Source organism: Streptomyces sp. NPDC018263, from assembly GCF_055562575.1.
The window spans coordinates 43,617-65,815 of record NZ_JBVHFA010000002.1; the positions used below are offsets into that span (position 1 = coordinate 43,617).

Annotated in this window: 25 protein-coding genes; 10 read left to right on the forward strand and 15 right to left on the reverse strand. The window is 72.5% G+C overall.

Annotation, left to right across the window (positions count from 1 at the left end; translation table 11 throughout):
* Positions 1-4: 4 nt before the first annotated feature.
* Genes ACZ3HQ_RS04970 through ctaD form a run of 4 tightly spaced genes read right to left on the reverse strand, consistent with a single transcriptional unit; the run spans position 5 to position 3,129 of the window.
* Complete coding sequence (locus ACZ3HQ_RS04970; protein ID WP_467508088.1) at positions 5-280, reverse strand: cupin domain-containing protein; 276 nt, start codon at positions 278-280, stop codon at positions 5-7.
* Positions 273-1,019: an SDR family oxidoreductase gene (locus ACZ3HQ_RS04975; protein ID WP_467508089.1), complete on the reverse strand. Its 747-nt coding sequence runs from the start codon at positions 1,017-1,019 to the stop codon at positions 273-275. The genes ACZ3HQ_RS04970 and ACZ3HQ_RS04975 overlap by 8 nt, the downstream gene beginning before the upstream one ends.
* Before the next feature lie 47 nt (positions 1,020-1,066).
* Positions 1,067-1,420 (reverse strand): cytochrome C oxidase subunit I, encoded by a 354-nt coding sequence (locus tag ACZ3HQ_RS04980; RefSeq protein ID WP_467508091.1) that lies wholly within the window; start codon positions 1,418-1,420, stop codon positions 1,067-1,069.
* A 14-nt stretch (positions 1,421-1,434) separates the two neighbouring features.
* Positions 1,435-3,129, reverse strand: a complete 1,695-nt coding sequence (gene ctaD, locus ACZ3HQ_RS04985) for an aa3-type cytochrome oxidase subunit I (protein WP_467508092.1) — start codon at positions 3,127-3,129, stop codon at positions 1,435-1,437.
* 311 nt (positions 3,130-3,440) lie between these two features.
* Here ctaD and ACZ3HQ_RS04990 point away from each other — a divergent pair, with 311 nt between their 5' ends.
* Positions 3,441-5,072, forward strand: coding sequence for an alkaline phosphatase D family protein (locus ACZ3HQ_RS04990; protein ID WP_467508093.1), 1,632 nt, complete (start codon positions 3,441-3,443; stop codon positions 5,070-5,072).
* On the opposite strand, the gene ACZ3HQ_RS04995 is transcribed toward ACZ3HQ_RS04990, so the two are convergent.
* From ACZ3HQ_RS04995 to ACZ3HQ_RS05030, 8 genes are all read right to left on the reverse strand, one after another.
* Positions 5,067-5,390 carry a CU044_2847 family protein gene (locus ACZ3HQ_RS04995; protein WP_467508095.1) on the reverse strand — a complete coding sequence of 108 codons (324 nt, stop codon included), beginning with the start codon at positions 5,388-5,390 and terminating at the stop codon, positions 5,067-5,069. The two genes, ACZ3HQ_RS04990 and ACZ3HQ_RS04995, sit on opposite strands and share 6 nt — an antisense overlap.
* A 17-nt stretch (positions 5,391-5,407) precedes the next feature.
* Positions 5,408-6,622 (reverse strand): ABC transporter substrate-binding protein, encoded by a 1,215-nt coding sequence (locus ACZ3HQ_RS05000; RefSeq protein ID WP_467508096.1) that lies wholly within the window; start codon positions 6,620-6,622, stop codon positions 5,408-5,410.
* Positions 6,619-7,470, reverse strand: a complete 852-nt coding sequence (locus ACZ3HQ_RS05005; RefSeq protein WP_467508098.1) for a hypothetical protein — start codon at positions 7,468-7,470, stop codon at positions 6,619-6,621. Before ACZ3HQ_RS05005 ends, ACZ3HQ_RS05000 begins: the two co-directional genes overlap by 4 nt.
* Positions 7,464-8,864 (reverse strand): VWA domain-containing protein, encoded by a 1,401-nt coding sequence (locus ACZ3HQ_RS05010; RefSeq protein WP_467508100.1) that lies wholly within the window; start codon positions 8,862-8,864, stop codon positions 7,464-7,466. Before ACZ3HQ_RS05010 ends, ACZ3HQ_RS05005 begins: the two co-directional genes overlap by 7 nt.
* 106 nt (positions 8,865-8,970) lie before the next feature.
* Positions 8,971-11,079: a tetratricopeptide repeat protein gene (locus tag ACZ3HQ_RS05015; protein WP_467508101.1), complete on the reverse strand. Its 2,109-nt coding sequence runs from the start codon at positions 11,077-11,079 to the stop codon at positions 8,971-8,973.
* 3 nt (positions 11,080-11,082) lie between these two features.
* On the reverse strand, positions 11,083-12,783 hold the full coding sequence (locus ACZ3HQ_RS05020; RefSeq protein WP_467508103.1) for a trypsin-like serine peptidase: 1,701 nt from the start codon (positions 12,781-12,783) through the stop codon (positions 11,083-11,085).
* A 60-nt stretch (positions 12,784-12,843) separates the two neighbouring features.
* Positions 12,844-13,107, reverse strand: coding sequence for a DUF3253 domain-containing protein (locus tag ACZ3HQ_RS05025; RefSeq protein ID WP_467508104.1), 264 nt, complete (start codon positions 13,105-13,107; stop codon positions 12,844-12,846).
* Positions 13,108-13,125: 18 nt separating this feature from the next.
* A complete protein-coding gene (locus ACZ3HQ_RS05030) occupies positions 13,126-13,989 on the reverse strand; it encodes a LysR family transcriptional regulator (RefSeq protein ID WP_467508106.1) in 864 nt (287 codons plus the stop codon).
* Positions 13,990-14,082: 93 nt separating this feature from the next.
* On the opposite strand from ACZ3HQ_RS05030, the gene ACZ3HQ_RS05035 reads away from it, so the two are divergent.
* Positions 14,083-14,820: an SDR family oxidoreductase gene (locus ACZ3HQ_RS05035; protein WP_467508108.1), complete on the forward strand. Its 738-nt coding sequence runs from the start codon at positions 14,083-14,085 to the stop codon at positions 14,818-14,820.
* A gap of 30 nt (positions 14,821-14,850) precedes the next feature.
* Here the strand turns inward: ACZ3HQ_RS05035 and ACZ3HQ_RS05040 are convergent, their stop codons facing one another.
* Positions 14,851-15,615, reverse strand: a complete 765-nt coding sequence (locus ACZ3HQ_RS05040; RefSeq protein WP_467508110.1) for an SDR family NAD(P)-dependent oxidoreductase — start codon at positions 15,613-15,615, stop codon at positions 14,851-14,853.
* Positions 15,616-15,663: 48 nt separating this feature from the next.
* Positions 15,664-16,248, reverse strand: coding sequence for a TetR/AcrR family transcriptional regulator (locus tag ACZ3HQ_RS05045; protein ID WP_467508112.1), 585 nt, complete (start codon positions 16,246-16,248; stop codon positions 15,664-15,666).
* A gap of 75 nt (positions 16,249-16,323) precedes the next feature.
* Between ACZ3HQ_RS05045 and ACZ3HQ_RS05050 the strand changes: the two genes are divergently transcribed.
* The 6 genes from ACZ3HQ_RS05050 to ACZ3HQ_RS05075 all read left to right on the forward strand — a co-directional run bounded on the left by ACZ3HQ_RS05050 (position 16,324) and on the right by ACZ3HQ_RS05075 (position 20,035).
* The gene (locus ACZ3HQ_RS05050; RefSeq protein ID WP_467508114.1) at positions 16,324-16,872 is read left to right on the forward strand and encodes a TetR/AcrR family transcriptional regulator; all 549 of its coding nucleotides are present in this window, start codon (positions 16,324-16,326) and stop codon (positions 16,870-16,872) included.
* Positions 16,869-17,228: a DMT family transporter gene (locus ACZ3HQ_RS05055; protein ID WP_467508116.1), complete on the forward strand. Its 360-nt coding sequence runs from the start codon at positions 16,869-16,871 to the stop codon at positions 17,226-17,228. The genes ACZ3HQ_RS05050 and ACZ3HQ_RS05055 overlap by 4 nt, the downstream gene beginning before the upstream one ends.
* Entirely contained in the window at positions 17,225-17,548 is a 324-nt protein-coding gene (locus tag ACZ3HQ_RS05060) for a DMT family transporter (RefSeq protein ID WP_467508117.1), read from the forward strand. Before ACZ3HQ_RS05055 ends, ACZ3HQ_RS05060 begins: the two co-directional genes overlap by 4 nt.
* 170 nt (positions 17,549-17,718) lie before the next feature.
* Positions 17,719-18,303 (forward strand): hypothetical protein, encoded by a 585-nt coding sequence (locus ACZ3HQ_RS05065; protein WP_467508119.1) that lies wholly within the window; start codon positions 17,719-17,721, stop codon positions 18,301-18,303.
* Between the two features lie 130 nt (positions 18,304-18,433).
* Entirely contained in the window at positions 18,434-18,763 is a 330-nt protein-coding gene (locus ACZ3HQ_RS05070; protein ID WP_467508121.1) for a DUF3040 domain-containing protein, read from the forward strand.
* Positions 18,764-18,838: 75 nt separating this feature from the next.
* On the forward strand, positions 18,839-20,035 hold the full coding sequence (locus ACZ3HQ_RS05075) for a SpoIIE family protein phosphatase (protein WP_467508123.1): 1,197 nt from the start codon (positions 18,839-18,841) through the stop codon (positions 20,033-20,035).
* Positions 20,036-20,046: 11 nt separating this feature from the next.
* Here ACZ3HQ_RS05075 and ACZ3HQ_RS05080 read toward each other — a convergent pair whose 3' ends face one another.
* Positions 20,047-20,523 (reverse strand): flavodoxin family protein, encoded by a 477-nt coding sequence (locus ACZ3HQ_RS05080; RefSeq protein WP_467508125.1) that lies wholly within the window; start codon positions 20,521-20,523, stop codon positions 20,047-20,049.
* 241 nt (positions 20,524-20,764) lie between these two features.
* Here ACZ3HQ_RS05080 and ACZ3HQ_RS05085 point away from each other — a divergent pair, with 241 nt between their 5' ends.
* Complete coding sequence (locus ACZ3HQ_RS05085; protein ID WP_467508126.1) at positions 20,765-21,691, forward strand: glycosyltransferase family 2 protein; 927 nt, start codon at positions 20,765-20,767, stop codon at positions 21,689-21,691.
* Entirely contained in the window at positions 21,688-22,185 is a 498-nt protein-coding gene (locus ACZ3HQ_RS05090; protein ID WP_467508127.1) for a hypothetical protein, read from the forward strand. The genes ACZ3HQ_RS05085 and ACZ3HQ_RS05090 overlap by 4 nt, the downstream gene beginning before the upstream one ends.
* The last annotated feature ends 14 nt before the right edge of the window (positions 22,186-22,199 follow it).

Here is a 22,199-nt window from a genome sequence, read left to right on the forward strand (position 1 = left end):
CCCGTCACGCGCCGCTGCTGCCGCTCCGTCGATTCCTCGTGGCCAGGAAACGGAGCGGGACGTCGTCGCGGTGGTTGGCGTCCTGGTAGTGGATGATGTCGCCGCCCGGTTCCCAGAAGGCTTCGCCCGCTCGGAGGCGGTGGGGCGGGGTGCCGGGGTCGCCGGGTGGGTATTCGACCCGGGCGGTGACGACGTGGGCGCCCTTCGGGAAGGCCGGGGGAGTGGCGTCGTCCAGCTCGGTGACGGCGGTCTTCCACGCCTCGGACGTGGACTCAGGCATGGTGAGTCTCCTGGAGCCACTCCTCGTACGACCTCGTGCCCAGGTGGGCGCCCGGGGGCGCGATGATCGCGTCCTGGGGGACCTGGCCGAAGAGGCCGGCGTTCTCGTCGACGGTGATCTCTCGGCCGTCGGGGTGGGCCCGGAGGGTGAGGCGGCCGAGGTCGGCCAGGGGGAAGACGTCGGGGCCCGCGACGTTGACGATGCCGTTGCGGGGCGGGGTGGTGGCGGCCTCGGCGAGGGTGTCGACCACGTCCTCGACGGCCACCGGCTGGAGCTTGGTCGTGGGCAGACGGACCGTGTCGCCCGATGTCGTCCAGGACATGATCGGCTCGACGAAGTCCATGAACTGGGTCGCCCGCACGATCGTGTACGGGACGGGGCCGGCCTCCACCAGGCGCTCCTGCTCCAGCTTCGCCCGGTAGTACTCCACGTCCGGCACCTGGTCGATCCCGACGATGGACAGGAGGACCACGTTCCCGACCCCGGCCGCGTCCGCCGCGCGCAGCAGCGTCTCCGTCGTGGTGCGGAAGAACGGGACGGCGGACTCGTCGAAGCTGGGGGCGTCGATGGTGTTGACGGCGGCTTCGGCGCCCGCCAGCGCCTCCGGTACGCCCTCGCCCGTCAGCAGGTCGACCCCGGTGGAACGGTCGTGCGCGGTGACCTCGTGGCCCTCCGACCGCAACTTCTTCACCAGGCGTGATCCGACGAATCCGCCCGCTCCGACAACGGCGATCTTCATACGAGGGGTCCTCTCCGGTCGGCGACAGGCGGCTCAGCGGCAGGCGCTCAGCGGCTCAGCGCCAGCGCGGCGGCCGCCGCCGAGGTGAGACCGGCTGCCGCGCCCAGCGTGTATCCCACACAGCGCAGCCGCAACACGCGATAGCGCTCCTCGTACTCGCTCCGCAGCGACCGGCAGCGGGCCGCGACGCGCTCCAGGTCCTGGCGGGCACGGCGCAGGCTGTCGGAGACGTAGAGCTGCTCGATCTCCTCGCGCTGCGCCGTGGTCAGCCAGTCCATGCGCCCGGTGAACTCCCGCGCCCGCTGCTCGGCCACCGAGATGGTGGCCTGCCACAGCAGATACCCCTCGACCTGGTTGCCGAGTCCGGCGCCCTCGGCTTCCTGCTTCGGCAGCTCGGTCATGGTGCTCTCCGGACTCAGTGCCCGATGGCGTACGCCTCGCGCTCCGCCCGCGCGATGTCCGGGTGGTGCAGGTCGAACGCCGGGGATTCGCTGCGGATGCGGGGCAGGGTGACGAAGTTGTGGCGCGGCGGCGGGCAGGAGGTCGCCCACTCCAGCGAGCGGCCGTAGCCCCACGGGTCGTCCACCTCGACCGGCTTGCCGTACTTCGACGTCTTCCAGACGTTGTAGAAGAACGGGAGCATCGACAGACCGAGCAGGAACGAGAAGATCGACGACACGGTGTTCAGGGCCGTGAAGCCGTCGGCCGCCAGGTAGTCGGCGTACCGGCGCGGCATGCCCTCGGCGCCCAGCCAGTGCTGGACCAGGAAGGTGCCGTGGAAGCCGATGAACAGCGTCCAGAAGGTGATCTTGCCGAGGCGCTCGTCCAGCATCTTGCCGGTGAACTTGGGCCACCAGAAGTGGAAGCCGGCGAACATCGCGAAGACGACGGTGCCGAACACCACGTAGTGGAAGTGCGCCACCACGAAGTACGAGTCCGAGACGTGGAAGTCCATCGGCGGCGAGGCCAGGATCACGCCGGTCAGACCACCGAAGAGGAACGTCACGAGGAACCCGGTCGTCCACAGCATCGGTGTCTCGAAGGACACTGATCCCTTCCACATGGTGCCGATCCAGTTGAAGAATTTCACACCGGTCGGGACCGCGATGAGGAACGTCATGAAGGAGAAGAACGGCAGCAGCACACCGCCGGTGACATACATGTGGTGCGCCCACACCGTCACCGAGAGACCGGCGATCGCGATGGTGGCCGCGATCAGGCCCATGTAGCCGAAGATCGGCTTGCGGGCGAACACCGGGATGATCTCGGTGACGATGCCGAAGAACGGGATCGCGATGATGTACACCTCGGGATGGCCGAAGAACCAGAAGAGGTGCTGCCACAGCAGTGGCCCGCCATTGGCAGCCTCGAAGATGTGCGCGCCGAACTTGCGGTCCGCCTCCAGCGCCAGCAGCGCCGCCGCGAGCACGGGGAAGGCGAACAGGACCAGGACGCTGGTCAGCATCACGTTCCACACGAAGATCGGCATGCGGAACATCGTCATGCCGGGGGCACGCATGCAGATGATCGTGGTGATGAAGTTGACCGAGCCGAGGATCGTGCCGAAACCGGAGAAGGCCAGGCCCATGATCCACAGGTCGCCGCCCACGCCGGGGGAGCGGATCGCGTCCGTCAGCGGGGAGTAGGCGAACCAGCCGAAGTCGGCGGCACCCTGCGGGGTGATGAAGCCGCTGACCGCGATGAGCGAGCCGAACAGGTAGAGCCAGTAGGCCAGCATGTTCAGTCGCGGGAACGCCACATCGGGCGCGCCGATCTGGAGCGGCATGATCCAGTTCGTGAAGCCCGCGAACAGCGGCGTGGCGAACATCAGCAGCATCACGGTGCCGTGCATCGTGAACGCCTGGTTGAACTGCTCGTTGGAGACGATCTGCATGCCGGGCCGCGCCAGCTCCGCCCGCATGAGCAGCGCCATCACGCCGCCGAACAGGAAGAACCCGAACGACGTCGCCAGATACAGCGTGCCGATGGTCTTGTGGTCGGTGGTCGTGAGCCACTTCACTACGACGTTGCCGGGCTGCCTGCGGTGGATGAGAAGCTCGTTCTCGCTCGAGTCCTCAGCCGCCGGCTCGGGCTGATTGATGATTGTCACAGGTCGCGCTTCTCCTGATGCTCGAGTTCCACCCGCGCCGTGGCGTCAGTGACGGCCATCCTTGCGGCTCGGGCCGAACCCGGGCTTCCTGAGCGGCCGACACGCCGCCGATCGGGGGGTTTTGACACCCGCATGGAGTAAGAGACCCGCCCGGTGCCGCCGACACGGGGGCGCATCCGGCCCTCGGCGATCCGGCCCGGCCCCGAAGGCGATCCGGCCCGGCCCCGGAGGGGGGACTGTCCGCCCCGTACTTCGTTGACTACCGTACGATCCGCCCCGCCCGCACCGGCCGGGGCGGGACGGAGGACATCGTGCCGAGCCTGACGCTGGGCCCCCTGCTGCGCTACGTCGACGGCTCGTCCGCGACCGTCTGGGTCGAGACGAGCGGTCCGTGCACCGCGGAGGTGCGCTGCTCCGACGGCGCCAAGGGCACCGCGCACACCTTCCGGATCGAGGGCCACCACTACGCCCTGATACCGGTGAGCGGTCTCACGCCCGGCACCGAGGCCGCGTACGAGGTGCTGCTGGAGGGCGAGTCCGTGTGGCCGCTCCCCGACTCGCCCTTCCCGCCGTCCCGCATCCGCGTGCCCGGCCCCGAGGACGGCCTGAAGGTCGCCTTCGGCTCCTGCCGCTGGGCCGCGCCGCCCGCCGACGGCGGCCACGACCCGGCCGGTCCCGACGCCCTCGACACCCTCGCCACCCGGCTCGCCGCGGGCGGCGAACGCCCCGACGTCCTGCTGCTGCTCGGCGACCAGGTCTACGCCGACGAGACCTCCGAGGAGACCCGGAAGCGGATCGCCGCCCGCCGCGACCCGGAGGAACCGCCCGGCTCCCAGGTGGCGGACTACGAGGAGTACAGCGGGCTGTACCGCGAGTCCTGGCTCGACCCGGAGGTGCGCTGGCTGCTGTCCACCGTGCCGAGCTGCATGATCTTCGACGACCACGACGTCATCGACGACTGGAACACCTCCGCCTCCTGGCTGGCCGACATGCGGGCCACCCCCTGGTGGCGCGAGCGGCTGCTGAGCGGGCTGATGTCGTACTGGGTCTACCAGCACATCGGCAACCTCGCCCCGGACGACCTGGCCGCCGACCCGCTGTACACCGCCGTCACCTCCGCCGCCGACGGCACCGACGCCCTGCGCGCCTTCGCCGCCGAGGCCGACGCCGACCCCGCCTCGACCCGCTGGAGCTACCGCCGCGACCTCGGCCGGGTGCGTCTGCTGATGGTGGACTCGCGGGCGGCGCGGGTGCTGGCCGAGGACGAGCGGGCGATGCTCGACCCGGAGGAGGAGCGCTGGCTGCGGGACCAGGCGCTGGCGGACCGGGGGAGTGTCGACCACCTGCTGATCGGGACCTCGCTGCCCTGGCTGATGCCCCACCTCGTGCACGACGCCGAGGCGTGGGACGCGGCCCTGTGCCGGGGTGAACGCGGCCCGCGCTGGGCGAGGTTCGGGGAGTGGCTGCGCCGGGCGGCCGACCTGGAGCACTGGTCCGCCTTCCCGGCGTCGTTCGCCGCGCTGGCGGACCTGATCGCCGAGGCCGGCTCGGGACCCGAGGCGCCGGCGACGATCAGTGTGCTGTCCGGCGACGTCCATCACGCCTACGTCGCCGAGCCGGCCTGGCGGTCCGCGACGGTCGACTCCCGCGTCACCCAGCTCACCTGCTCGCCCGTGCACAACTCGGTACCCCGGTCGATGCGGTTCGGCTTCCGCTTCGGCTGGAGCCGGACCGCGCGGGCGCTGGGGCGGCTGCTCGCCCGGCACGGCCGGTGCGCTCGACTTCCCATCGTCTGGCGGCACACGGGCGGCCCCTGGTTCGGCAACCAGCTCATGACCCTGAACCTGCACGGCCGTTCGGCCCGGCTGCTGCTGGAGCAGGCGCGGTCGGTCAACGGCGAGCGGGCACGGCTGGAGAAAGTGACGGAGCGTCAACTGTCATAGCGCGGGCTCCGATCCGCTCCAGCGGAGGGTGACATCGAGGTGGGCGCTCGTGCCCGCGCTCGTCAGGACCGCGCCGAGCTTGGCGTCCAGGGTGACACCGAAGGTGACCTCCACCTCGTCGGGGCGCTGGGCGACCTCGCGGAACTGGCCGATCACCTCGGAGGCGGCCGCGGTGACCGGCCTGAGCGCCTCCCGGAGGCTTTCGCCCGCACTCTCCAGCCGGGTGCCCAGGCCCACGGCCCCGGTTCCGGTGCGGGTGGGCGGGGCGACGAGGACACAGGTCCCGTCGTCGAGGGTGAACTGGATGGCGTCCGCCATGGGATCTCCAGAAGGGGTCAGCGGGGTTTCGGGGTGCTGCACAGCGGAGTGGGCGCGTACTCCCGTGAGGGGTAACCGAGTTGCCGCTGCACCTTGTCGAGTGCCGTCAGCAGCGGCCCCGGCTCCTTGCCGTTCGCGTAGTCGAGTACCGCCCGGTAGAAGGCGGCGGACACATCGGGGTCCATCGCGTCGGCGGCGCTGAAGCAGAGCGCGAAGTCGGGGGAACGGAGTATCCCGGCGATGCGGCCCTGGACCGCGTTGTCGTACCGCGTCACCTTCCGGTTGGCGGAGACCGCGAAGCCGGGCTGGTTCACCCAGGTCCGCTGGGCCTGGGTGCTCGCCAGGTAGGTGATGAACGCGTCGGCGCCGGTGTTCCCGGTGAACTTGCCGACGAAGTCCGCCGAGACCTCCAGGGCGTCGCGCGAGGACGGTACGTAGGTGTAGTGGTCGTCGCTCACCTGGGCCGGCCCGAAGGGCATCGCGGAGAGGGAACCGTGGCTCAGTGAACACCCCCGCGCGTCCTCGCTGTCGGCGGCCTGGCGGAAGTCGCGCGAGGTCGCGCCCTCGAGGCCGGCGCCCACGAGGTCCCCCCACGCGGTCCACGCGTCCCTGACCGGCCCCTCGGCCCACTTCGCGTCGCCCGACGCCCAGTCGGTGTAGGTGTCGACGCCCGCGTCGGAGAGCACGAGGTCCGCGATCCAGTCGGCCCCCGGCCAGCCGGAGGTCGGACCGGACTCCAGCCCCAGGCACCAGCGATCCCGGCCGGACCGGCCCGGTGAGGGCGGCTCGGTGTTCCGGGCGTCGTACCAGACCAGGCTCTTGAGGTCGGCCTTCACGGGGACCGCGTAGACCTCGCCGCGGTGCGTGCCGAGGGCGCGAAAAGGCTGGACGTAGGCGCTCGTGTCGACGTCCAGTTTCCGGAGCGCGCCCTCCTCGCGGTACTTGGTGATCGCTCCCACGCTGGGCAGTACGGCCAGGTCGGGCTTGGCACCGGCGCCCACCGCCGCGTCGAGCTGCTGGGTGAGGGCGCGGGTGACCTGGGGCTCGACGTCGATGCCGGGGTGGCCGCGCTCGAAGTCCTTGACGACCGTGTAGAAGGCCCGGAACTCGGTGCCGGACCAGGGAACCATGATCGTCACCTTGCTCCGCTCGGGGCCGCCGCACGCCACGGACGCCAGGAGCAGCCCCAGGATCAGGGCGCAGCGCGGGAGAGGTGCCGTGGGCCGTCTCATGGGCGCGGAAATCTGTACTCGGCGAGGCGGGGACGGTATGCCAGGTACCCGAGAGCACCGGCGAGGGCGAGCACGGGCAGTGCGATCGCCACGTTCGGCGGGTTCATCGTGCACATGGGGACGCTGATCGACGCGGTGGCCGGCGGGGCCAGGAGGAGGGCCGGGCCGGGGTAGCGGCGGAAGCGGCGGACGACGAGGTGGCCGGTGACGCCGGTCAGGACCAGCATGACCGCCAGGGGGCCGAGGAACAGGGGCCGCAGGAGGCCGGGGTCGCGCCAGCCCGAGGTGCGCTGGTGATCGCGGGCCGCGGCCTCCAGTGCCTTGAGGTCCATGAGTGACTGCTTGAGGCCGCCCGTGAAGGGGACGGGGTGCGTGCCGTCGTACTCCGGCTCGTCGTCCAGGGCGTCGCGCGCTCGGTCCAGGCCCGGTCCGCCGTCCAGGACCGCCGTGTTGGCCGACTGGACGCAGGTGGTCAACTGGCCCTGGACGAACTGGATATGGCTGAGACCCTGCTCCCCGGCCGCGTTGCCCTCGGTGGCCGAGGTGAGGTGGGAGCTGACGCGGGCGGTGGCGTTGGCGAAGTCGCCGCTGGTGCCGATCAGGTCGATCGCGCCGGTCCGGGAGACCGCCTCCAGGGCGGTGTCGGCCGCGTCGGCCTGGTCGTACGCGGCGCCGATGTGCCGGATGGCCGTCGTCGTACGGTCGGCGGCGGCGATCTGCTCCTCGGCCCCGTTCGCCACCACCAGGTACAGCAGCGCCGTCACCGCCACCATGCCCAGCACGCCCGCCCGCAGCCACCGCAGCAGCACGACCGTGTGCGGCACCCGTAACCGCCGGCCGGTCACCACGCGTCCACCGGGCCCGCGTCCCCGAGCGGGTGGCCGCACTCCTCGCAGAACCTGGCCGTGGGGGAGGTCGCCGTCGTGTCGCACCGGGGGCACACGCGGGGCAACCCGGTGTCCCGGACGGGGAGTTCGCCGGGGTCGGCCGGTCGGCTCACGGTCTTGGTGGAGTCGACGCCGATCCGGAGCATCTGCCCACGGGGGGCGTCCCGCCGCAGCCGGGGCCGGCCGTCCGGGCCGGTGGTCGTCACCGCGCGCAGCAGCCGCAGCCGTGCCGTGTCCCCGAGGGACTCCGCGAGGCCGGTCGCCAGGCGCAGTTCACGGTCCGCGCGGTCCAGGTCGCCGCGCAACCGGGCGTCCGCGCAGGCGCGCATGGCCATGCCGAGTTCGCGCTCGTTCTCGACGCGGGTGAGGTCGGGGGAGCGGGCGACGCCGAAGCCGGGGGTCGCCCGGCGGCGCACGACCATGGCCGCACTCTCGGAGCAGGGGCGGCGGGTGCCGTCGGGGAACTCGGCGTGCAGGGTGACGCGGGCGGCGCGCAGCAGCTCGTCGACGGTCAGGCTGCCGGGGTCGAAACGGAGGGAGATCTGGTACTGGCGTGACTCGGCCGGCCAGGACCCCAGGGGGACATGCGTCTCGTCGTCCCTGAGCTGACGTCCTGTCAGGTCTGCCTCGACCGGGCGGGTCTGCCGTACGAAGGCGAGCTGGAAACGGCTGTTGAGGCGCAGGCCCAGATACAGCCGGGGGACCACGATGCGCTGTGCCTCGCGCATCAGGCGGGTGAAGTCCTCGGTGAGGTCGGCGATGGTGACCACGGCCTCTGCGGTGCCGTGCAACGACTGCGTGATGCGCAGGAGTTCGGCGTGGTGCCAGTCGTCGCCCAGGCCCCGTGCGTGGCAGATGAACCGGTCCGCGCACAACTCCAGGATCTCCCCGAGCTGTTCGGGTGTCTCGTGCTCGTCCTTGCCGTCCGTGTAGAGCACCGCGTGGCGCACCGTGCCGGGGGAGTCGACCGAGGCGAAGAGGTCGCGCGCACGGTCGAGCCACTGCCCGATCGCTGTTCCGCCCTCGGGAAGCTGGCCGACGATCCGGAGCTTGGCGTCCTCGCGGGACCGGGCGTCAACGACCGCCAGACCGCCCGCCGGCGGGAAGATCACCTCGGCCCGGTGGTTGCCCGCGACGATCCCCAGCAGGGTGCCGTCGCGCAGGGTGTCGACGGCCGCGCACATCGCGCGCTTCGCCTCGTCCAGCTTGTGCCGGGACATCGACAGCGAACGGTCCATGATGAGGACTTGAGCGCTCTGGACCTGCGGTTCCGGGCCGGCGGCGGAGCGTGCCGTGACGGTGATCAGGGCGTCCGCCCGCCGCTCGTCGTAGGGCAGGTCCGAGGGCGAGTCCACTTCCAGGGCAAAGCTGAGCCCCAAGGGTGTCCTGTCCCCCACCGGCACCACCCGATCTGTCGCTGCGCCTCGTTGCGGAGCGTGCTCCCGTCATCGACGGAACGTCTTACGAGCTTAACCTTCCCGGTGCGGGGCCGGAACGGTTGTGACCCGATCTGTCGCGCTTTCCCCACCATCCCCAACTCGGCGCGGGCCTCAGCTTGTTCGCCAGGTCCACCAGGGCGACGTACTCACGCTCGATGGGCGCGTGCGGGCCGAGGGCGCGGACGGCGTCGGACAGCTTCAGCCGGTCGCGGGTGCGCAGGAACTCCGCGTACTGGATCTCGGCACGGAGTGCGGCGGCCGCCGCGTCGGTCACGTCGAGGCCGGGCAGGGCCACCCTGGCGCGGTCCACGTCGTCCTCGGTGGGAGGCTCCAGGTCCGGGCCGGCCATGACGCGCAGGCGCACCGCCGCCACGCGCGCCTCGCGCTCGTACCGGAACTCCTTGGCCAGTTTGTCGGCGACCTCCACCGCCTTGGCGCGCTCCCCGGCGAGCAGCAGGACGCGGGCCAGCCCGAAACCGGCCGCGCCGAGCGCGGGGGAGGTGTCGAAGACGGTGCCGTAGTGCGAGCGGGCCGCGGTGCGGTCGCCGCGGAGTTCGGCGCACAGGCCGAGGGCGAGGCTCGGGATCAGCTCGCCGGGCAACGCCCCGCGCACCTCGGTGAACGCGACGGCCGCCCGCCGGGGGTGCCCGGCGGCCAGGGCGGTCAGGCCGCAGTACCAGCCGGTGAGCCAGTGCCAGTCGGGCAGGCCCGCCGCCGCGAGCCGTTCCGCCGCCGCTGCGGCGTCCCGTCGGCGCAGGGCGAGCCGGGCCTCGGTGAGCGCGGCGCCGACACCCGCTCCGGGGTCGTCGGGGTCGGACAGCGGGGCCGGGAGGGCGGCCGCCACATCGCCGGGGTCCGGTGAGCGGAACGGCGGGGGCATCTCCAGCAGGTCGTCCCCGTCCGGCCGCGCGTCGGCCCAGTGGGCGAGGGGGCGGGCGGCGCCCAGCCCGCCGTGCAGCGGTTCGGGTGCCGGCCCGAACAGGGCCGAGAGACGGGTGACTTGGCGGCACGTGGGCGGGGCCGCCACCACCTGCCGTACGACACCGCTGAGCTGCTCCGCGAACTGCCGGGCCGAGCCGAACCGGCGCCACCGCTCGGGGTGCGTGGCCCGCTCCAGCAGCAGATGGAGCGAGTCGACGCCGGGGGCGGAGCGGTCGGTCCCGTAGGAGCGGCAGACCTCGCGCAGGGTCATGCCGAGCCCGTACAGGTCGAAGCCGGGGCCGGGGCGCAGATGCTCCGGGTCGGACTCGGGGGGAGCGTACGCGCGGGTGAACGCCACCACCGGGCCGGTGTCCTCGCTCTGGCTGCGCACCGCGCCGAAGTCGATGAGCCGGACCCGGTCGAGCGCGCCCGCCGGGTTCTCCTCCCGGAAGCGGATGATGTTCAGCGGCTTGACGTCACAGTGCAACAGGCCGCGCGCGTGCAGGTAGTCGAGCGCCTGGAGGACCCGCACACCGTGCGCGAGCAGGGTTTCCAGACGGTCGCCTGGGCGGGCCGCGAGCGGTTCACCGGGGACGTACTCGAGGACCAGATGCGGCCCCTCCTCCTCGTAGCCGAGGATGCGGACGATGCTGTCGTGCCGCAGCTCGACCAGGATGTCCCGCTCGTGCAGCGCGGTCTTGGCCACCGACTTGTGCAGCGCCTTCAGGACGACGTCGGTCGCCAGGTTGCGGTCGTGGGCGAGGTAGGCGGCGCCGTACGCCCCCGAGCCGAGGGTGCGCCGGACCTCGTAGCGGTCGGCGATGGTGAAGCCGCCCGGCTGGGTGAAGTCGAAGGGGGTGCCGCACCGGGGGCAGAAGCCGGAGGTCCGGCCCGGCCGGCCGTCGTGGTCGCGGCCGACCGGCTGCCCGCACACCGGGTTGGGGCAGAAACGGTGCTGCTCGGCGACCGGCTCCAGGGCTCCGTCCTGGGCCACGGGCGCGTCCGGGGCCTGGACGGGGTCGACCAGGCCGAGGCCGTACCAGGGGTCCGGGCGCACCTGGGCCACACCGGCGCCGGCCCGCACCGGGCTCGGGGTTGCCGCTTCGCGGCGCGGCAGCGGCGGGCGGTCGCACCGGTCGCAGAAGCCCTGGTCGTCGATGGTGCCGCGCCCGCAGTCGGGGCGGTCGCACAGCGGACGGCTCGTCGTCACCCGTCACCTCTCCTCGAACCGGCGGTTCACCTCGTCGATGTAGCGCCGGACCAGCTCGCGGGCGGACCCGAGGTCGATCGGCTCGGTCTGGAGGGCGCGGGCCGCCGGGGCATGGCGTTCGGCGAGCGGGCGGTCCTCGTCGCCGAAGTACCGGGCGGCCCGGACGCGGTGCAGCTCCAGGGAGGTGGTGAGGTCCTCGTGGGCCGTGACCATGCGGCGCAGGCCGCGCTCGAAGCGGGTCAGGGCGGCGCGGGCTTCGGCGGCCCGGTCCTGGATCGCGCCGAGTTCGGGGTTGGGCTCGGTCGCGCGGGCCACGGCCAGCCGGACCCGCAGGCGGGGCGCGGTCAGGGGTGGCAGCCGGGGTGCGGCGAAGAACCGTACACCCCAAGCCAGTTGGAGCGCGGCGGCGGCCTCCTCCTGGGCGGCGAGCTGTCCGACGGCCGCCTGGGCCTCGGCGGCGCCCGCACTCCGGGCGGCGTCCCCGCGCAGCGGCTCGGGGTCCAGCCAGACGTCGTGGGCCACGCCGGGCGGAGGTGTGCCCTCGAAGCCGAGGACGAGACGGAGACCGCGCGAGCGGGCGCGGGCGGCCAGTTGGCCCAGCAACTCCCGTACGAGCGCGTCGGGTTCCTCGGCCCGGTCGACGCCGGCGACCACCAGGCAGGCGGGCGGTCTGCGGCGCAGCAGTTGCCGCCGCACCTCGTGGGGGTCGCCGCCGGGGAGCCCGAACCGGCGGGCGAGGTAGCCGGCGAAGTCGCCGACCGATCTGCCGCGCGCGTCGTAGGCCGCGTCGATGGTGCCGAGCCCGAGGACCGTGTCGCCCGGGGAACCGGTCAGCTCTGCGTCCGTGACGCCGACGCGGGCGGCCGGGTCGGCCGTGCGCACCAGCCGGACGAGCCAGGAGTCGCCCACGGCGGTCGTGCCTCCGGTGCCGACCACGGCGGTGCCGGACCAGCCGCTGTCGAGCAGGCGGGTGAGTTCCTGGGTCAGCGCGAGCCGGAGCGGGTCGCTCAGCACGTCCGCGGGCAACTCCCCGTGTGACGGGCTCAGTTCGTCGTTGCGGTCGCCGCCGGTGAACTCCTCGATCGCGGGGAGGTATCTGAGGATCGTCTCGGTCGGCAGCATCCAGGCCGCCTTCTCGTCGCCGTTGACGTAGTCCGCCACCACGATGCCGATCACGTGGCCGTCGAACTCCCCGCCCACCGCCATCGCACCCGCGCCCGAGTAGCCCGGCTCGATCCACGGGACGCCGTCACGCATCCGGTGCAACAGGCCCCACTCGCCCTGCCGGTGCCCGGACCCCGCCAGCCGGGCGTCGGCGCCCATGCCGAACGGCGCGTGCCGCGGGAAGCCGTACACCTGGACCGTGCCCCCGGAGATGGGCGCCTTCCACAGCGTGGTCCGGACGGCGCACCCGGCCGGCTCGTCGAGTTCGAGCAGCGCCACATCGCCGCGCTGCGTGCCGTACTCATGCACCCAGGTGCCCGGCGCCACACGCGCGGTACGGCTCCACTCCGGGCGGCACGCCACGCTGCTGATCCGCACACGGGACGTGGTGCCTTCCGGGGCCGCCCCGGCGTAGCGCACCACATGCGCGCAGGTCAGCACGTGCCGGTCGTCCAGCAGCACTCCGGCGCCACAGGGCGTGCCCTCCTCGTCGTCCACTCGCACGCGCCACGGCCGGTCACTGTGGTGATGCAGCGCCATGCGCCAACGGTAGGGCAAACAAGGGGAGTTAGACCCCGGCCGTAGAGACGAGGAGGCGCGCTACCGGCGCGCGCGGCGGATACGGATCGGGCCGCGCGCCTCAGACTCCTCGACCGGGCGCCCGGACCGGGTCACCTCGACCGCACCGGCCGCCACCAGCCGCCAGGCCGCCCGGCGTGCCGGCTCCATCAGGTCCCGCCAGCCGTCGTCGTCACCCTCGTAGGCCGCGCGGGCGGCGTCGGACGGGCAGATGGAGGACGTGTCGGCACGCTGTCCCAGCAGGCCCATGATGGTCTGCTCAAGCCGCTGATCCAGGTCCGTCACACGACCAGTCTGGCACCGTCAGAGCCGGGTCGCCGTACGGATCAGACCGGCCAGGGCGACCGAGCGGCTGTGCGCCGGCCAGGCGATGTGGGTGACGACCGGGGGCGCGTCGGTCAGCGGCACGGCGGCGTGCTCGGACCACAGCCACGCGCGCGCGGACTCCGGGAAGACGGCCATGGTCCGTCCCAGCGCGATCAGTTGGGCCAACTGGGTCTGGTCGTGGATCTCGGGACCCGGCCCCGGCGGATACGCGCCGTCGCGGGGCCAGCGGGCGTGCGGCAGGCCGGGTACGTCGGTGATGTCGGCCAGGGTGAGGGACCCGCGCGCGGCGAGCGGATGCCCGGCGGGCAGGACGGCGATCTGCCCCTCGCTCATCAGCTCCTCGTGGTCGAACCCGGCGAGGGAGTTGAACGGGGCGTGCATCAGGGCCACGTCGGCGCGGCCGTCGCGCAGCATCTCCTCCTGCTCGCACATTCCGCTGGGCAGCACCTCGATCTCGGCGGCGCCGGGCTCGGCCGCGTAGGCGCCGAGCAGCTTCTGCAGCAGGTCGTGGGAGGCGGCGGCCTTCACCGCCAGCACCAGGCGGTCACGGGTGCCGCCCGCAGCGTCGGCGTCACCCGCCCGGCGGGTACGGCGGGCGGCGGCGGTGGCCGCGTCCAGCGCCACCCGGCCCTCGTGCAGCAGCACCTCACCGGCGCCGGTCAGCGAGACGCCCCGGCGGTCGCGGGCCAGCAGGGAGACCCCGAGGCGCCGCTCCAGCCGCTGGATCGCCCGCGACAGCGGCGGCTGGGCCATGCCGAGGCGCTCGGCGGCGCGCCCGAAGTGCAGCTCCTCCGCGACGGCCATGAAATACCGCAGCTCACGGGTCTCCAGTGCCTCCATGCCTCCAGCGTAGTCCCGGTGATACCCGCCGGGTATCACAGCCCACCGCATCGGTGTTGGCACCACCCCCGGTGCGCGAGCGAGCATCGGAACATGAGCGAAGCGAGGACCGCGCTGGTGACCGGCGCGAACAAGGGAATCGGGTACGAGATCGCGGCCGGGCTCGGCGCCCTCGGCTTCCGGGTGGGCGTCGGCGCCCGCGACGGGGCGCGGCGCGAGGCCGCCGTCGAGAAGCTCCGGGCCGCCGGGGTGGACGCGTTCGGGGTGCCGCTGGACGTGACCGACGACCGGAGCGTGGCCGAGGCGGCGGCGCTGATCGAGAAGCGAGCCGGAGGGTTGGACGTCCTGGTCAACAATGCCGGGATCTCAGGGGACTTGGGGCCGGACTGGGTGCAGGACCCCACCACGATCGACCTCGGCCTGGTCCGCACCGTCGTGGACACCAACGTCCTCGGCGTCATCCGGGTCACCAACGCGATGCTGCCCCTGCTGCGCCGCTCGGCCGCGCCGCGCATCGTCAACGTCTCCAGCTCCGTCGGCTCCCTGACCCGGCAGGCGGACCCGGACATCGAGGTCGGACCGGTCATGGCGGCGTACGCCCCGTCGAAGACGTTCCTCAACGCCTTCACCGTGCAGTACGCCCGGCAGCTCGCCGGTACCGGCGTCCTGGTCAACGCCATGTGTCCCGGCCTGGTGGCCACCGACTTCAACGGGCACGCGGGTTCGCGCACCCCCGAGCAGGGCGCGGCCACGGCGATCCGGCTCGCCACCCTGCCCGACGACGGGCCGAGCGGGGCGTTCTTCGAGGACGCGGGCGTCGTCCCCTGGTAGCCGCGTCAAGGCCGCCGCCGGTGAACCGCGTCAGGCCGCCGCGCCCCCGTCCACGACCAGGTCGGTCCCGACCACGGAAGCGGCGTCGGGCGAGGCCAGGTACAGCACCGCCGCCGCGATCTCGGCGGTGGAGGACACCCGCCCCAGCGGCGCCACGTCCTTCATCCGTGCCGCCCGGTCGGCGTCCGATTCGCCCGGCCGCAGCGACATCGCGGTGTCGGACGGGCCGGGGCTCACCGCGTTGACGCGCACCCCGTCGGCGATGTGGTCCAGCGCGGCCGCACGGGTCAGCGCGGAGACGGCCGCCTTGGTGGCGATGTACGCGGCAAGGCCCGGCGCACGCCGGTGCGCGCCGAGGTTGGAGGCGATGTTGACGATCGCCCCGCCTTCGGGCTGGGTGCGCATCTGGGCGACCTCGGCCTGAAGGCTGAACAGGACCCCGCTGACATTGGTGTCGAGCAGCGCCCGCCAGTCCTGCTCCGGCAGGTCGGCCACGGGTTTGCCGCCCCGGAAGACGCCCGCGTTGTTGACCGCGACATCGAGGCGGCCGAACCGCTCGACGGTACGGCGGACCAGCTCCCGGACCTCTGCGGAGCGGCTCACATCGGCGGTGATCGCGGCCGCCTTGCCGCCGGCAGCCTCGATCAGGGCGACCGTCTCTTCGAGCGGGGCGGCGGTGCGGCCCGCCGCGACCACCGAGGCCCCCTCAGCCGCGAAGGCGAGCGCGACGGCCCGGCCGATGCCGGAACCCGCGCCGGTGACGAGGACGGTCCTGCCGGTGAAGCGTGCGGTCACGGTGACGACTCCCCATAGTTGACTGATCGTTCCATATGCGAGGCCCGCTCAATCCAGGAGCCTCAGTGCCTGCTCGGCCGCGTCCCGTACCCGCCCCGGATCGCTCGACGCCTTGCCGGCCACCCGCAGGCCCTGCATCAGCACCAGCAGCATCCGGGCGAGGGCCTGCGGATCGCTGTCCGGGGCCAGCTCGCCCTGGGCGCGGGCCCGGACCAGTGCCGAGTGCAGCAGGGTCTCGATGTGGTCCCAGCTCGCCCTGACCCGGCCGGCCGCGGCAGGGTCGTCCGTGCCCAGCTCGACTGCCGTGTTGGTGACGAAACACCCCTTGTCGCGCAGGAGTTCACTGCTCGCCTCGGCCGCGAAGCGCCGCACCACCGCCCGGACGACCGGCAGGGCGGGTCCCGGCTGGGACAGTTCGTGCAGGAGGGTCAGGTCGCGGTGCTCGTTGTAGCGGTCCAGCGCCTTCAGGTACAGGTCGTGCTTGTTGCCGAAGGTCGCGTAGACGCTGGCCCGGCCGATGCCGAGATGCTCCACGAGGTCCGCCATCGAGGTCGCCTCGTAGCCGCGTCGCCAGAACAGTTCGAGGGCTGACTGGAGTGCCGCGTCCGGGTCGAATTCCTTGGTCCTGGCCACGGGGGAACCGTATCCATTCTTGACCGAACGGTCCAGTGAATGCGAGCTTTACCAACCGGTTGGTAAAGTCGAGGCATGGCCAAGAACGCGAAGCAGCGCATCCTCGACGGCGCGCTGAACCTGCTCCGGGCCGAGGGCGGCGGGGCGATCACGCTGGAGGCGGCGGCCAAGGAGGTCGGGCTGTCGAAGCCGGGGCTGATGTACCACTTCCCGACCAAGGAAGCCCTGATGCTGGGGGTCGTCGGCCATGTCGCCGACCGGTGGGAGAGGCTGCTGCTCGAACAGCTCGGCCGGCCCCTGGAGACCGCCACCCCGGCCCAGCGCATCCGGGCCCACGTCGAGGTCGCGCTGAACGCCCCCTTCGACCGCGCGGACTTCGCCGTCTACACCGACGCCCACTACCGCACCGCGCTGACCGACACCTGGGTGCGCCGTATGGAGCCCTGGCTCACCCTGCCGGACGGCCTGCCGGGCGCCACGCGGGCCCGGCTCACGGCGGCCCGGCTGCTGGCCGACGGGTACTGGACGGCCGCCGCCACCGGCGTCTTCCCCGTCCCCGGACGCGACCGCGCCGAGCTGCTGAACGTCGTGGAGAGCCTGCTGGAGGGGGGCCGCGCGTCATGAGGAAGTGGCTGCTGCTCACCACGGCGATCCTGCTCGAAGTGGGCGCCACCCTCTCCCTGCGCGGCGCCCTCGACCGTCCGGCGCTCTACGTCCTCGTTGTCGTCGGCTACGTCGGGTCCTTCGTCGCCCTGGCCCTCGTGCTGCGCGCCGGACTGGCCCTCGGTGTCGCCTACGGCATCTGGGGCGCCTGCGGTGTCGCCCTCACCGCGATCCTGGCCGCCCTCTTCTTCGGCGACCCGCTCACCGGCGTCATGGGCATCGGCATCGCCCTGGTGATCGCGGGCGTGCTCTGCGTCGAACTCGGCGCGCAGTCCGCCCGCGCCCGCCGTTCCCGTGAGGAAGGAGCACCCTCGTGACCTGGGCCTTCCTCGCCGCGGCCATCCTCATCGAAGTCGCCGGCACGCTGTGCCTGGGCATGGCCTCCCGAGGTCGCGGCACGAGGTGGCTCACCGGCACAGTGACCGGCTACCTGGCCGCTTTCACCTTCCTCACCCTGGCGCTGGACGGAGGCATGGCCCTCGGCGTCGCCTACGGCATCTGGGCCGCCGCCGGTGTCGCCCTCACCGCCGTGGCCTCCCGCGCCCTCTTCGGCGAACCCCTCACGAAGGTCATGGGCGCGGGCATCTGCCTCATCGCCGTCGGGGTCCTGTGCATCGAACTCGGCGCCGGGCACTGACCGGCTGCCCGGGATCGCGGCACGGGGTGGCGTCCGGGATCGCGGCGCCATCGCCCGCCCGGCGGGTCCGGGCGGCGTACCTCACCGGGCCCTCGGTCCACGTCGCCCGCCTGACCCGCAAGGGGACGCCGGAGATGCAGGCCGGGGCCCCCTTCGCGACACTGAGACGCATGGACGTGACCTTCACCACGTCGGCGTACCCGCCGCTGGCCCTCGGCTTCTTCGGACTCGGTACCGGCTACCTCATCTGGGGTCTCCAGGAGGCGTTCGGGTGGCCGCCCCGCGGCGAGGCCGTGGACCGGGCGCTCGGCACCTGGGCCATCTGGATGCCGGGCTTCTGCCAGTTCGTCACCGGCATCATCCTCGCCATCGGCCTGACCTGGTTCGAGGTGTTCCGGGAGCCGCCGCTGTACATGGCCTCGCTTGCCTTCTCCGCGTACGGCATCCACTGGTTCGCCCTCGGCTGGGACCGCTACCGGGGCAACGACCCACGGGTGAACGTCGGCTTCTCGATCTCGTTCATGGTGCTCGGCGCGCTCGGCATCCTGGTCTTCTTCGCGGCGCACTCCTGGCCGGTCGGGGTGCTCTTCATCGGGCTGTTCCTGGTCTACGCGACGAAGTTCGTGACCTTCGTCGGCGTCCCCGCCCTGGAACGGCTCATGGGCGTGTTCCGCCTCCTGACCGCCGTGTGGTGCATGTACCTGACCTTCGCCGTGGTGGTCGACTTCTCCCTCGGGTACACCTGGCCGGCCTGACCGCCCTCGGATTCGGCCCCTCCGCATCGGCCCCCGCCTCGCACGACGGCATCACGCGGACAGCCGCCGCATCCGGGGGCGGGCGGTCGCCGGAAGCACAGGTGACGGCTCCCGGCAGGAGGTGCTCGCCGTGAAGGACGTCCGGCTGTCCCCGTACGAGAAGCGCGTACTGGCCGACATGGAGCGGTCGCTCGGCCGTGACCCGGCGCTCGCCCGCCGGCTCCAGGAGATGCGGGCCCCGCTCGCCGCCCCGGGCGGCCGGCGGTGGCGTGCCCTGACCGCCGCCGTGATCGTCTTCGCGGTCGTCTCGCTCACCCTGCTGGCCGTCGCGGTCGCCTACGCGCACCCCGTCCTGCTCTGGGTCTTCGCGGCCACCTGGCTGCTGACCCTGGCCGGGCTGATCCGGCTGACGCTGCGCTGGAGCCGGGGCATGCGGTCGACGCCGCCGGTCGTCGAGTGAGGGGGCCCACACGGATCACGCTCGTGTGCCGGTCCGGCCGACGGGAAGGAGAATGGTCGACTCAGGGAGGCGCATGTGAAGCGGGACAGGATCGGACTGGCCGAAGTGCTGGAGGCGGCGGGTGCCGCGGCACCGGTGTCCTCCCTCGACGTGGTCGCGCGCATCCTGCGCGAGAGGTTCGGCGCCCGGTACGTCTCGTTCCTGTTCGTCGACGTCGTCGGGCGCCGCGTGGTGCGGGTCACCGAGGAGACGTCCATCCAGCAGGGGCGCCGCGCCGACCAGATCCCGCTGGCCGGCAGCGTCTACGACGAGGTCCTGCGCACCCAGAAACTGGTGCGGGTCGCGGACGGCGGCGAGGGACAGCGGGTCCTCGCGCCCGTCACCAACCGCGGCGACACCATCGGGGTGCTCGAACTGTGGCTGCCGGAGGTCACCGAGGAGGTACTGGAGCAGGTCGAGGAGGCCGCGCACGCGCTGGCGTACATCGTGGTGACCGACCGCCGCTTCACCGACCTCTACCACTGGGGCCAGCGCACCACCCCGGTGAGCCTCGCGGCCGAGATCCAGCGCCAGCTCCTGCCCTCCGCCCCCTCCTGCGAGGCCGCCGAGTTCGCGCTCGCAGGTGCCCTGGTCCTGGCGGACAGCAGCGCCGGTGACACGTACGACTACGCCCTCGACCACGACACCCTGCACCTGTCCATCACGGACGCGATGGGCCACGACGTCGACGCCGCCCTCATGGCCACCCTGCTGGTCAACGCCTCGCGCGGCGCCCGCCGGGCCGGGACCGGCCTCGGTGAGCAGGCCCAGCGCGTCCACCAGGCCCTGCTGGACCACGGCCGGCGCACCTTCGCCACCGGCCAACTGCTGCGCATCGCCCTCGACGGGAGCCGCGCCCAGATCGTCAACGCCGGGCACCTGCTGCCGCTGCGACTGCGCGACGGCGTGGTCGAGCAGATCCCGCTGGACGTCAACCTCCCCTTCGGCGTGGCCGGACAGCGCGGACCGTACGAGGTGCAGGACCTCGATCTGCGGCCCGGCGACCGCCTGCTGCTCTACACCGACGGCATGCAGGAACGCCGGGCGCAGTCCGTGGACCTCGCCGCGCTGCTGCGCGCCACCGCCGCGGAGCACCCGCGCGAGGTCGTACGCATCATGGTCGCCGCGGTCGTCACGGCCTGCGGCGACCGCGTCGACGACGACGCCACCGTGCTCTGCCTGGACTGGTACGGCCCCACCACCGAGGACCGGCACGCCGGCGCGGGCGTCTGACCCCTCGGCGGTCAGGCCGGGGGAGCGGGCACGGGGTGCGCGGCGAGCGCCCGCGCCGTGTGGAACAGGCTGGACGCCATGGCCCGCCCGGTGGAGGCCGCCCAGTCGTGGCCGCGCTCCTCGTCCAGGTAGTCCGGGCCCGGGCCGGGACCCAGGTGCCAGTAGGTCCACGCCTGGCCGGGGATCGTGTACCCGATGTCACCGAGGGCGCCGTCGATCTCGCTGATCACGTGGTGGGCGCCGTCCTCGTTGCCGGTGACCACCACACCCGCCACCCGGTTGTACGCGACCGGCCGCCCCTCGTCGTCCGTCTCGCTGATCATGGCGTCCATCCGCTCCAGCACCCGCTGCGCCACCGACGAGGGCGTGTCGGCGCCCGGACGGACCGGGCACGGGCCAGGCCGGAGGCCGGGCGTGATGGCGTCCAACGTCCACTGGAGGCTGCGGTGCGATGTGCTCTGGCCCGCGCGGGGGACGTGTTGAGACATCCATAACAACTCCGTCAAGGAGTTGTGTAGATGGAGTGAGGGTCGGCTAGTGTGCGCTGAAGTTACTTGAAATAGGCATCAGTTCGGCGGTGCGTAGGGGTGCGCCGCAGGCAGGGGAGTCCCACCGGTGTGGGGTGGGCTCGTGTCATGAGACGCGGGTCGAGACACCGGAGGGAGCGGGCAAGGGGGCCCGTCGTTCCCAGTGGTGCCTTACAAGCACGCCTGCCCAGGGGGGCCTTCTGTGAGATCTCTGTCCATCATCATTCCCGCGCTCAACGAAGCCGAGAATCTGCCGACGGTGATGGCGTCCATTCCGCGCCGGGAACTGGCCGAGGCCGGCTGGACCGTCGAAGTCATCGTCGTGGACAACGCCTCGACCGACGCCACCGCCGAGGTGGCCGCGTCGCTCGGCGCCACCGTCGTCCCGCAGCCCAAGCGCGGGTACGGCCACGCCTACCAGGCCGGGTTCGACGCGGCCGGCGGCGACGTCATCGCCACGGGCGACGCGGACTGCACGTACCCGTTCGACGCGCTGCCGCATCTGCTGGTCATGATGGACGCCCGCCAGGTCGAGTTCATGACCACCAACCGGCTCGGGGTCGAGAACCGGAGCGCGATGAAGCCGTCCCACACGGTGGCGAACCACGCGCTCAGCGCGCTGAGCCGGGTCCTGTTCCGCAACGGGCTGCGCGACTCCCAGTCCGGCATGTGGATCTTCCAGCGCCATGTCTGGCAGACCATCGACGTCCGCTCGCCCGGCATGGCGTTCTCCCAGGAGATCAAGAACGCGGCCACCCGGGCCGGCTTCCGCTGCCTGGAGGTGCCCATCGAGTACCGGGTCCGCGGCGGCGAGGTCAAGCTGAACGCACTGCCCGACGGGGTCGCCAATCTCCGTCAGCTCTTCCTGCACAAGCTCCGCGACAACCGGCTCCGTGCCACGTCCGTGCGCATGGTCCCGCTGGCCGAGGTGGCGCGCGCCAAGGCCGCCGCCGCGAGGGCCGCCCAGGCGGCCGAGCGTGCCACCGCCGCGATCCAGGAACTCAACGCCCGGACCCGGCTTGTCTCCGAGCGCACCGTCGAGAAGGCCGAGCAGCTCAACACGGTCGTGACGCTGCCCAGCATGCCGAGCCAGCGCGCCTCCGACGAGGCACCTCTGGAACTGGCGTGAGCGGACCGCCCTCCGAAGGCGGGCCGAAGCGGTGGGCTGCCGGGAAGCAGGATGCCCGGCAGCCCACCGCCGTCGGCCGCGGCGGGCCGCTGCGGCGGGTTCTCGCACCGGTCGCGGCCGTGCTGGCCGTGCTCGGGCTGTGCGGAGCCGTCTGGTCGGTCCCCGAAGCGCGGTCCGTGCTCCGCGACTCCTTCACCGAGCGCCAACAGGCTTACATCGAGCTGTACTTCGCCAAGGAACCGTATGCGCAGGGCCACGAGCTGGTCGTGCCGCTGAGGCTCGTGGAGCACGGGGAGACAGGCGGCCGGCACGCCGTGCGCGTCTGGGCCCAGGACGCCGAGGGGCACCGCCTGGCCTCCCGCACGGAGACGGTCACCACCAAGCCGGGCGCACTGATCGGTGTCGACGTCCGGCTGCGCATCAAGGGGAGCGCGGAACTGGTCGAAGTGACGCTGCCAGGACACCCGCAAAGACTCCGTACCCATCTGCGCTGAGCGCCCCACCCTCG

Coding starts and splice junctions, on each gene's coding strand:
- ACZ3HQ_RS04970 (WP_467508088.1), bottom strand. CDS start 280: ATGCCTGAGTCCACGTCCGAGGCGTGGAAGACCGCCGTCACCGAGCTG.
- ACZ3HQ_RS04975 (WP_467508089.1), bottom strand. CDS start 1,019: ATGAAGATCGCCGTTGTCGGAGCGGGCGGATTCGTCGGATCACGCCTG.
- ACZ3HQ_RS04980 (WP_467508091.1), bottom strand. CDS start 1,420: ATGACCGAGCTGCCGAAGCAGGAAGCCGAGGGCGCCGGACTCGGCAAC.
- ACZ3HQ_RS04995 (WP_467508095.1), bottom strand. CDS start 5,390: ATGGCGGACGCCATCCAGTTCACCCTCGACGACGGGACCTGTGTCCTC.
- ACZ3HQ_RS05000 (WP_467508096.1), bottom strand. CDS start 6,622: ATGAGACGGCCCACGGCACCTCTCCCGCGCTGCGCCCTGATCCTGGGG.
- ACZ3HQ_RS05020 (WP_467508103.1), bottom strand. CDS start 12,783: ATGGCGCTGCATCACCACAGTGACCGGCCGTGGCGCGTGCGAGTGGAC.
- ACZ3HQ_RS05030 (WP_467508106.1), bottom strand. CDS start 13,989: ATGGAGGCACTGGAGACCCGTGAGCTGCGGTATTTCATGGCCGTCGCG.
- ACZ3HQ_RS05035 (WP_467508108.1), top strand. CDS start 14,083: ATGAGCGAAGCGAGGACCGCGCTGGTGACCGGCGCGAACAAGGGAATC.
- ACZ3HQ_RS05050 (WP_467508114.1), top strand. CDS start 16,324: ATGGCCAAGAACGCGAAGCAGCGCATCCTCGACGGCGCGCTGAACCTG.
- ACZ3HQ_RS05055 (WP_467508116.1), top strand. CDS start 16,869: ATGAGGAAGTGGCTGCTGCTCACCACGGCGATCCTGCTCGAAGTGGGC.
- ACZ3HQ_RS05065 (WP_467508119.1), top strand. CDS start 17,719: ATGGACGTGACCTTCACCACGTCGGCGTACCCGCCGCTGGCCCTCGGC.
- ACZ3HQ_RS05080 (WP_467508125.1), bottom strand. CDS start 20,523: ATGTCTCAACACGTCCCCCGCGCGGGCCAGAGCACATCGCACCGCAGC.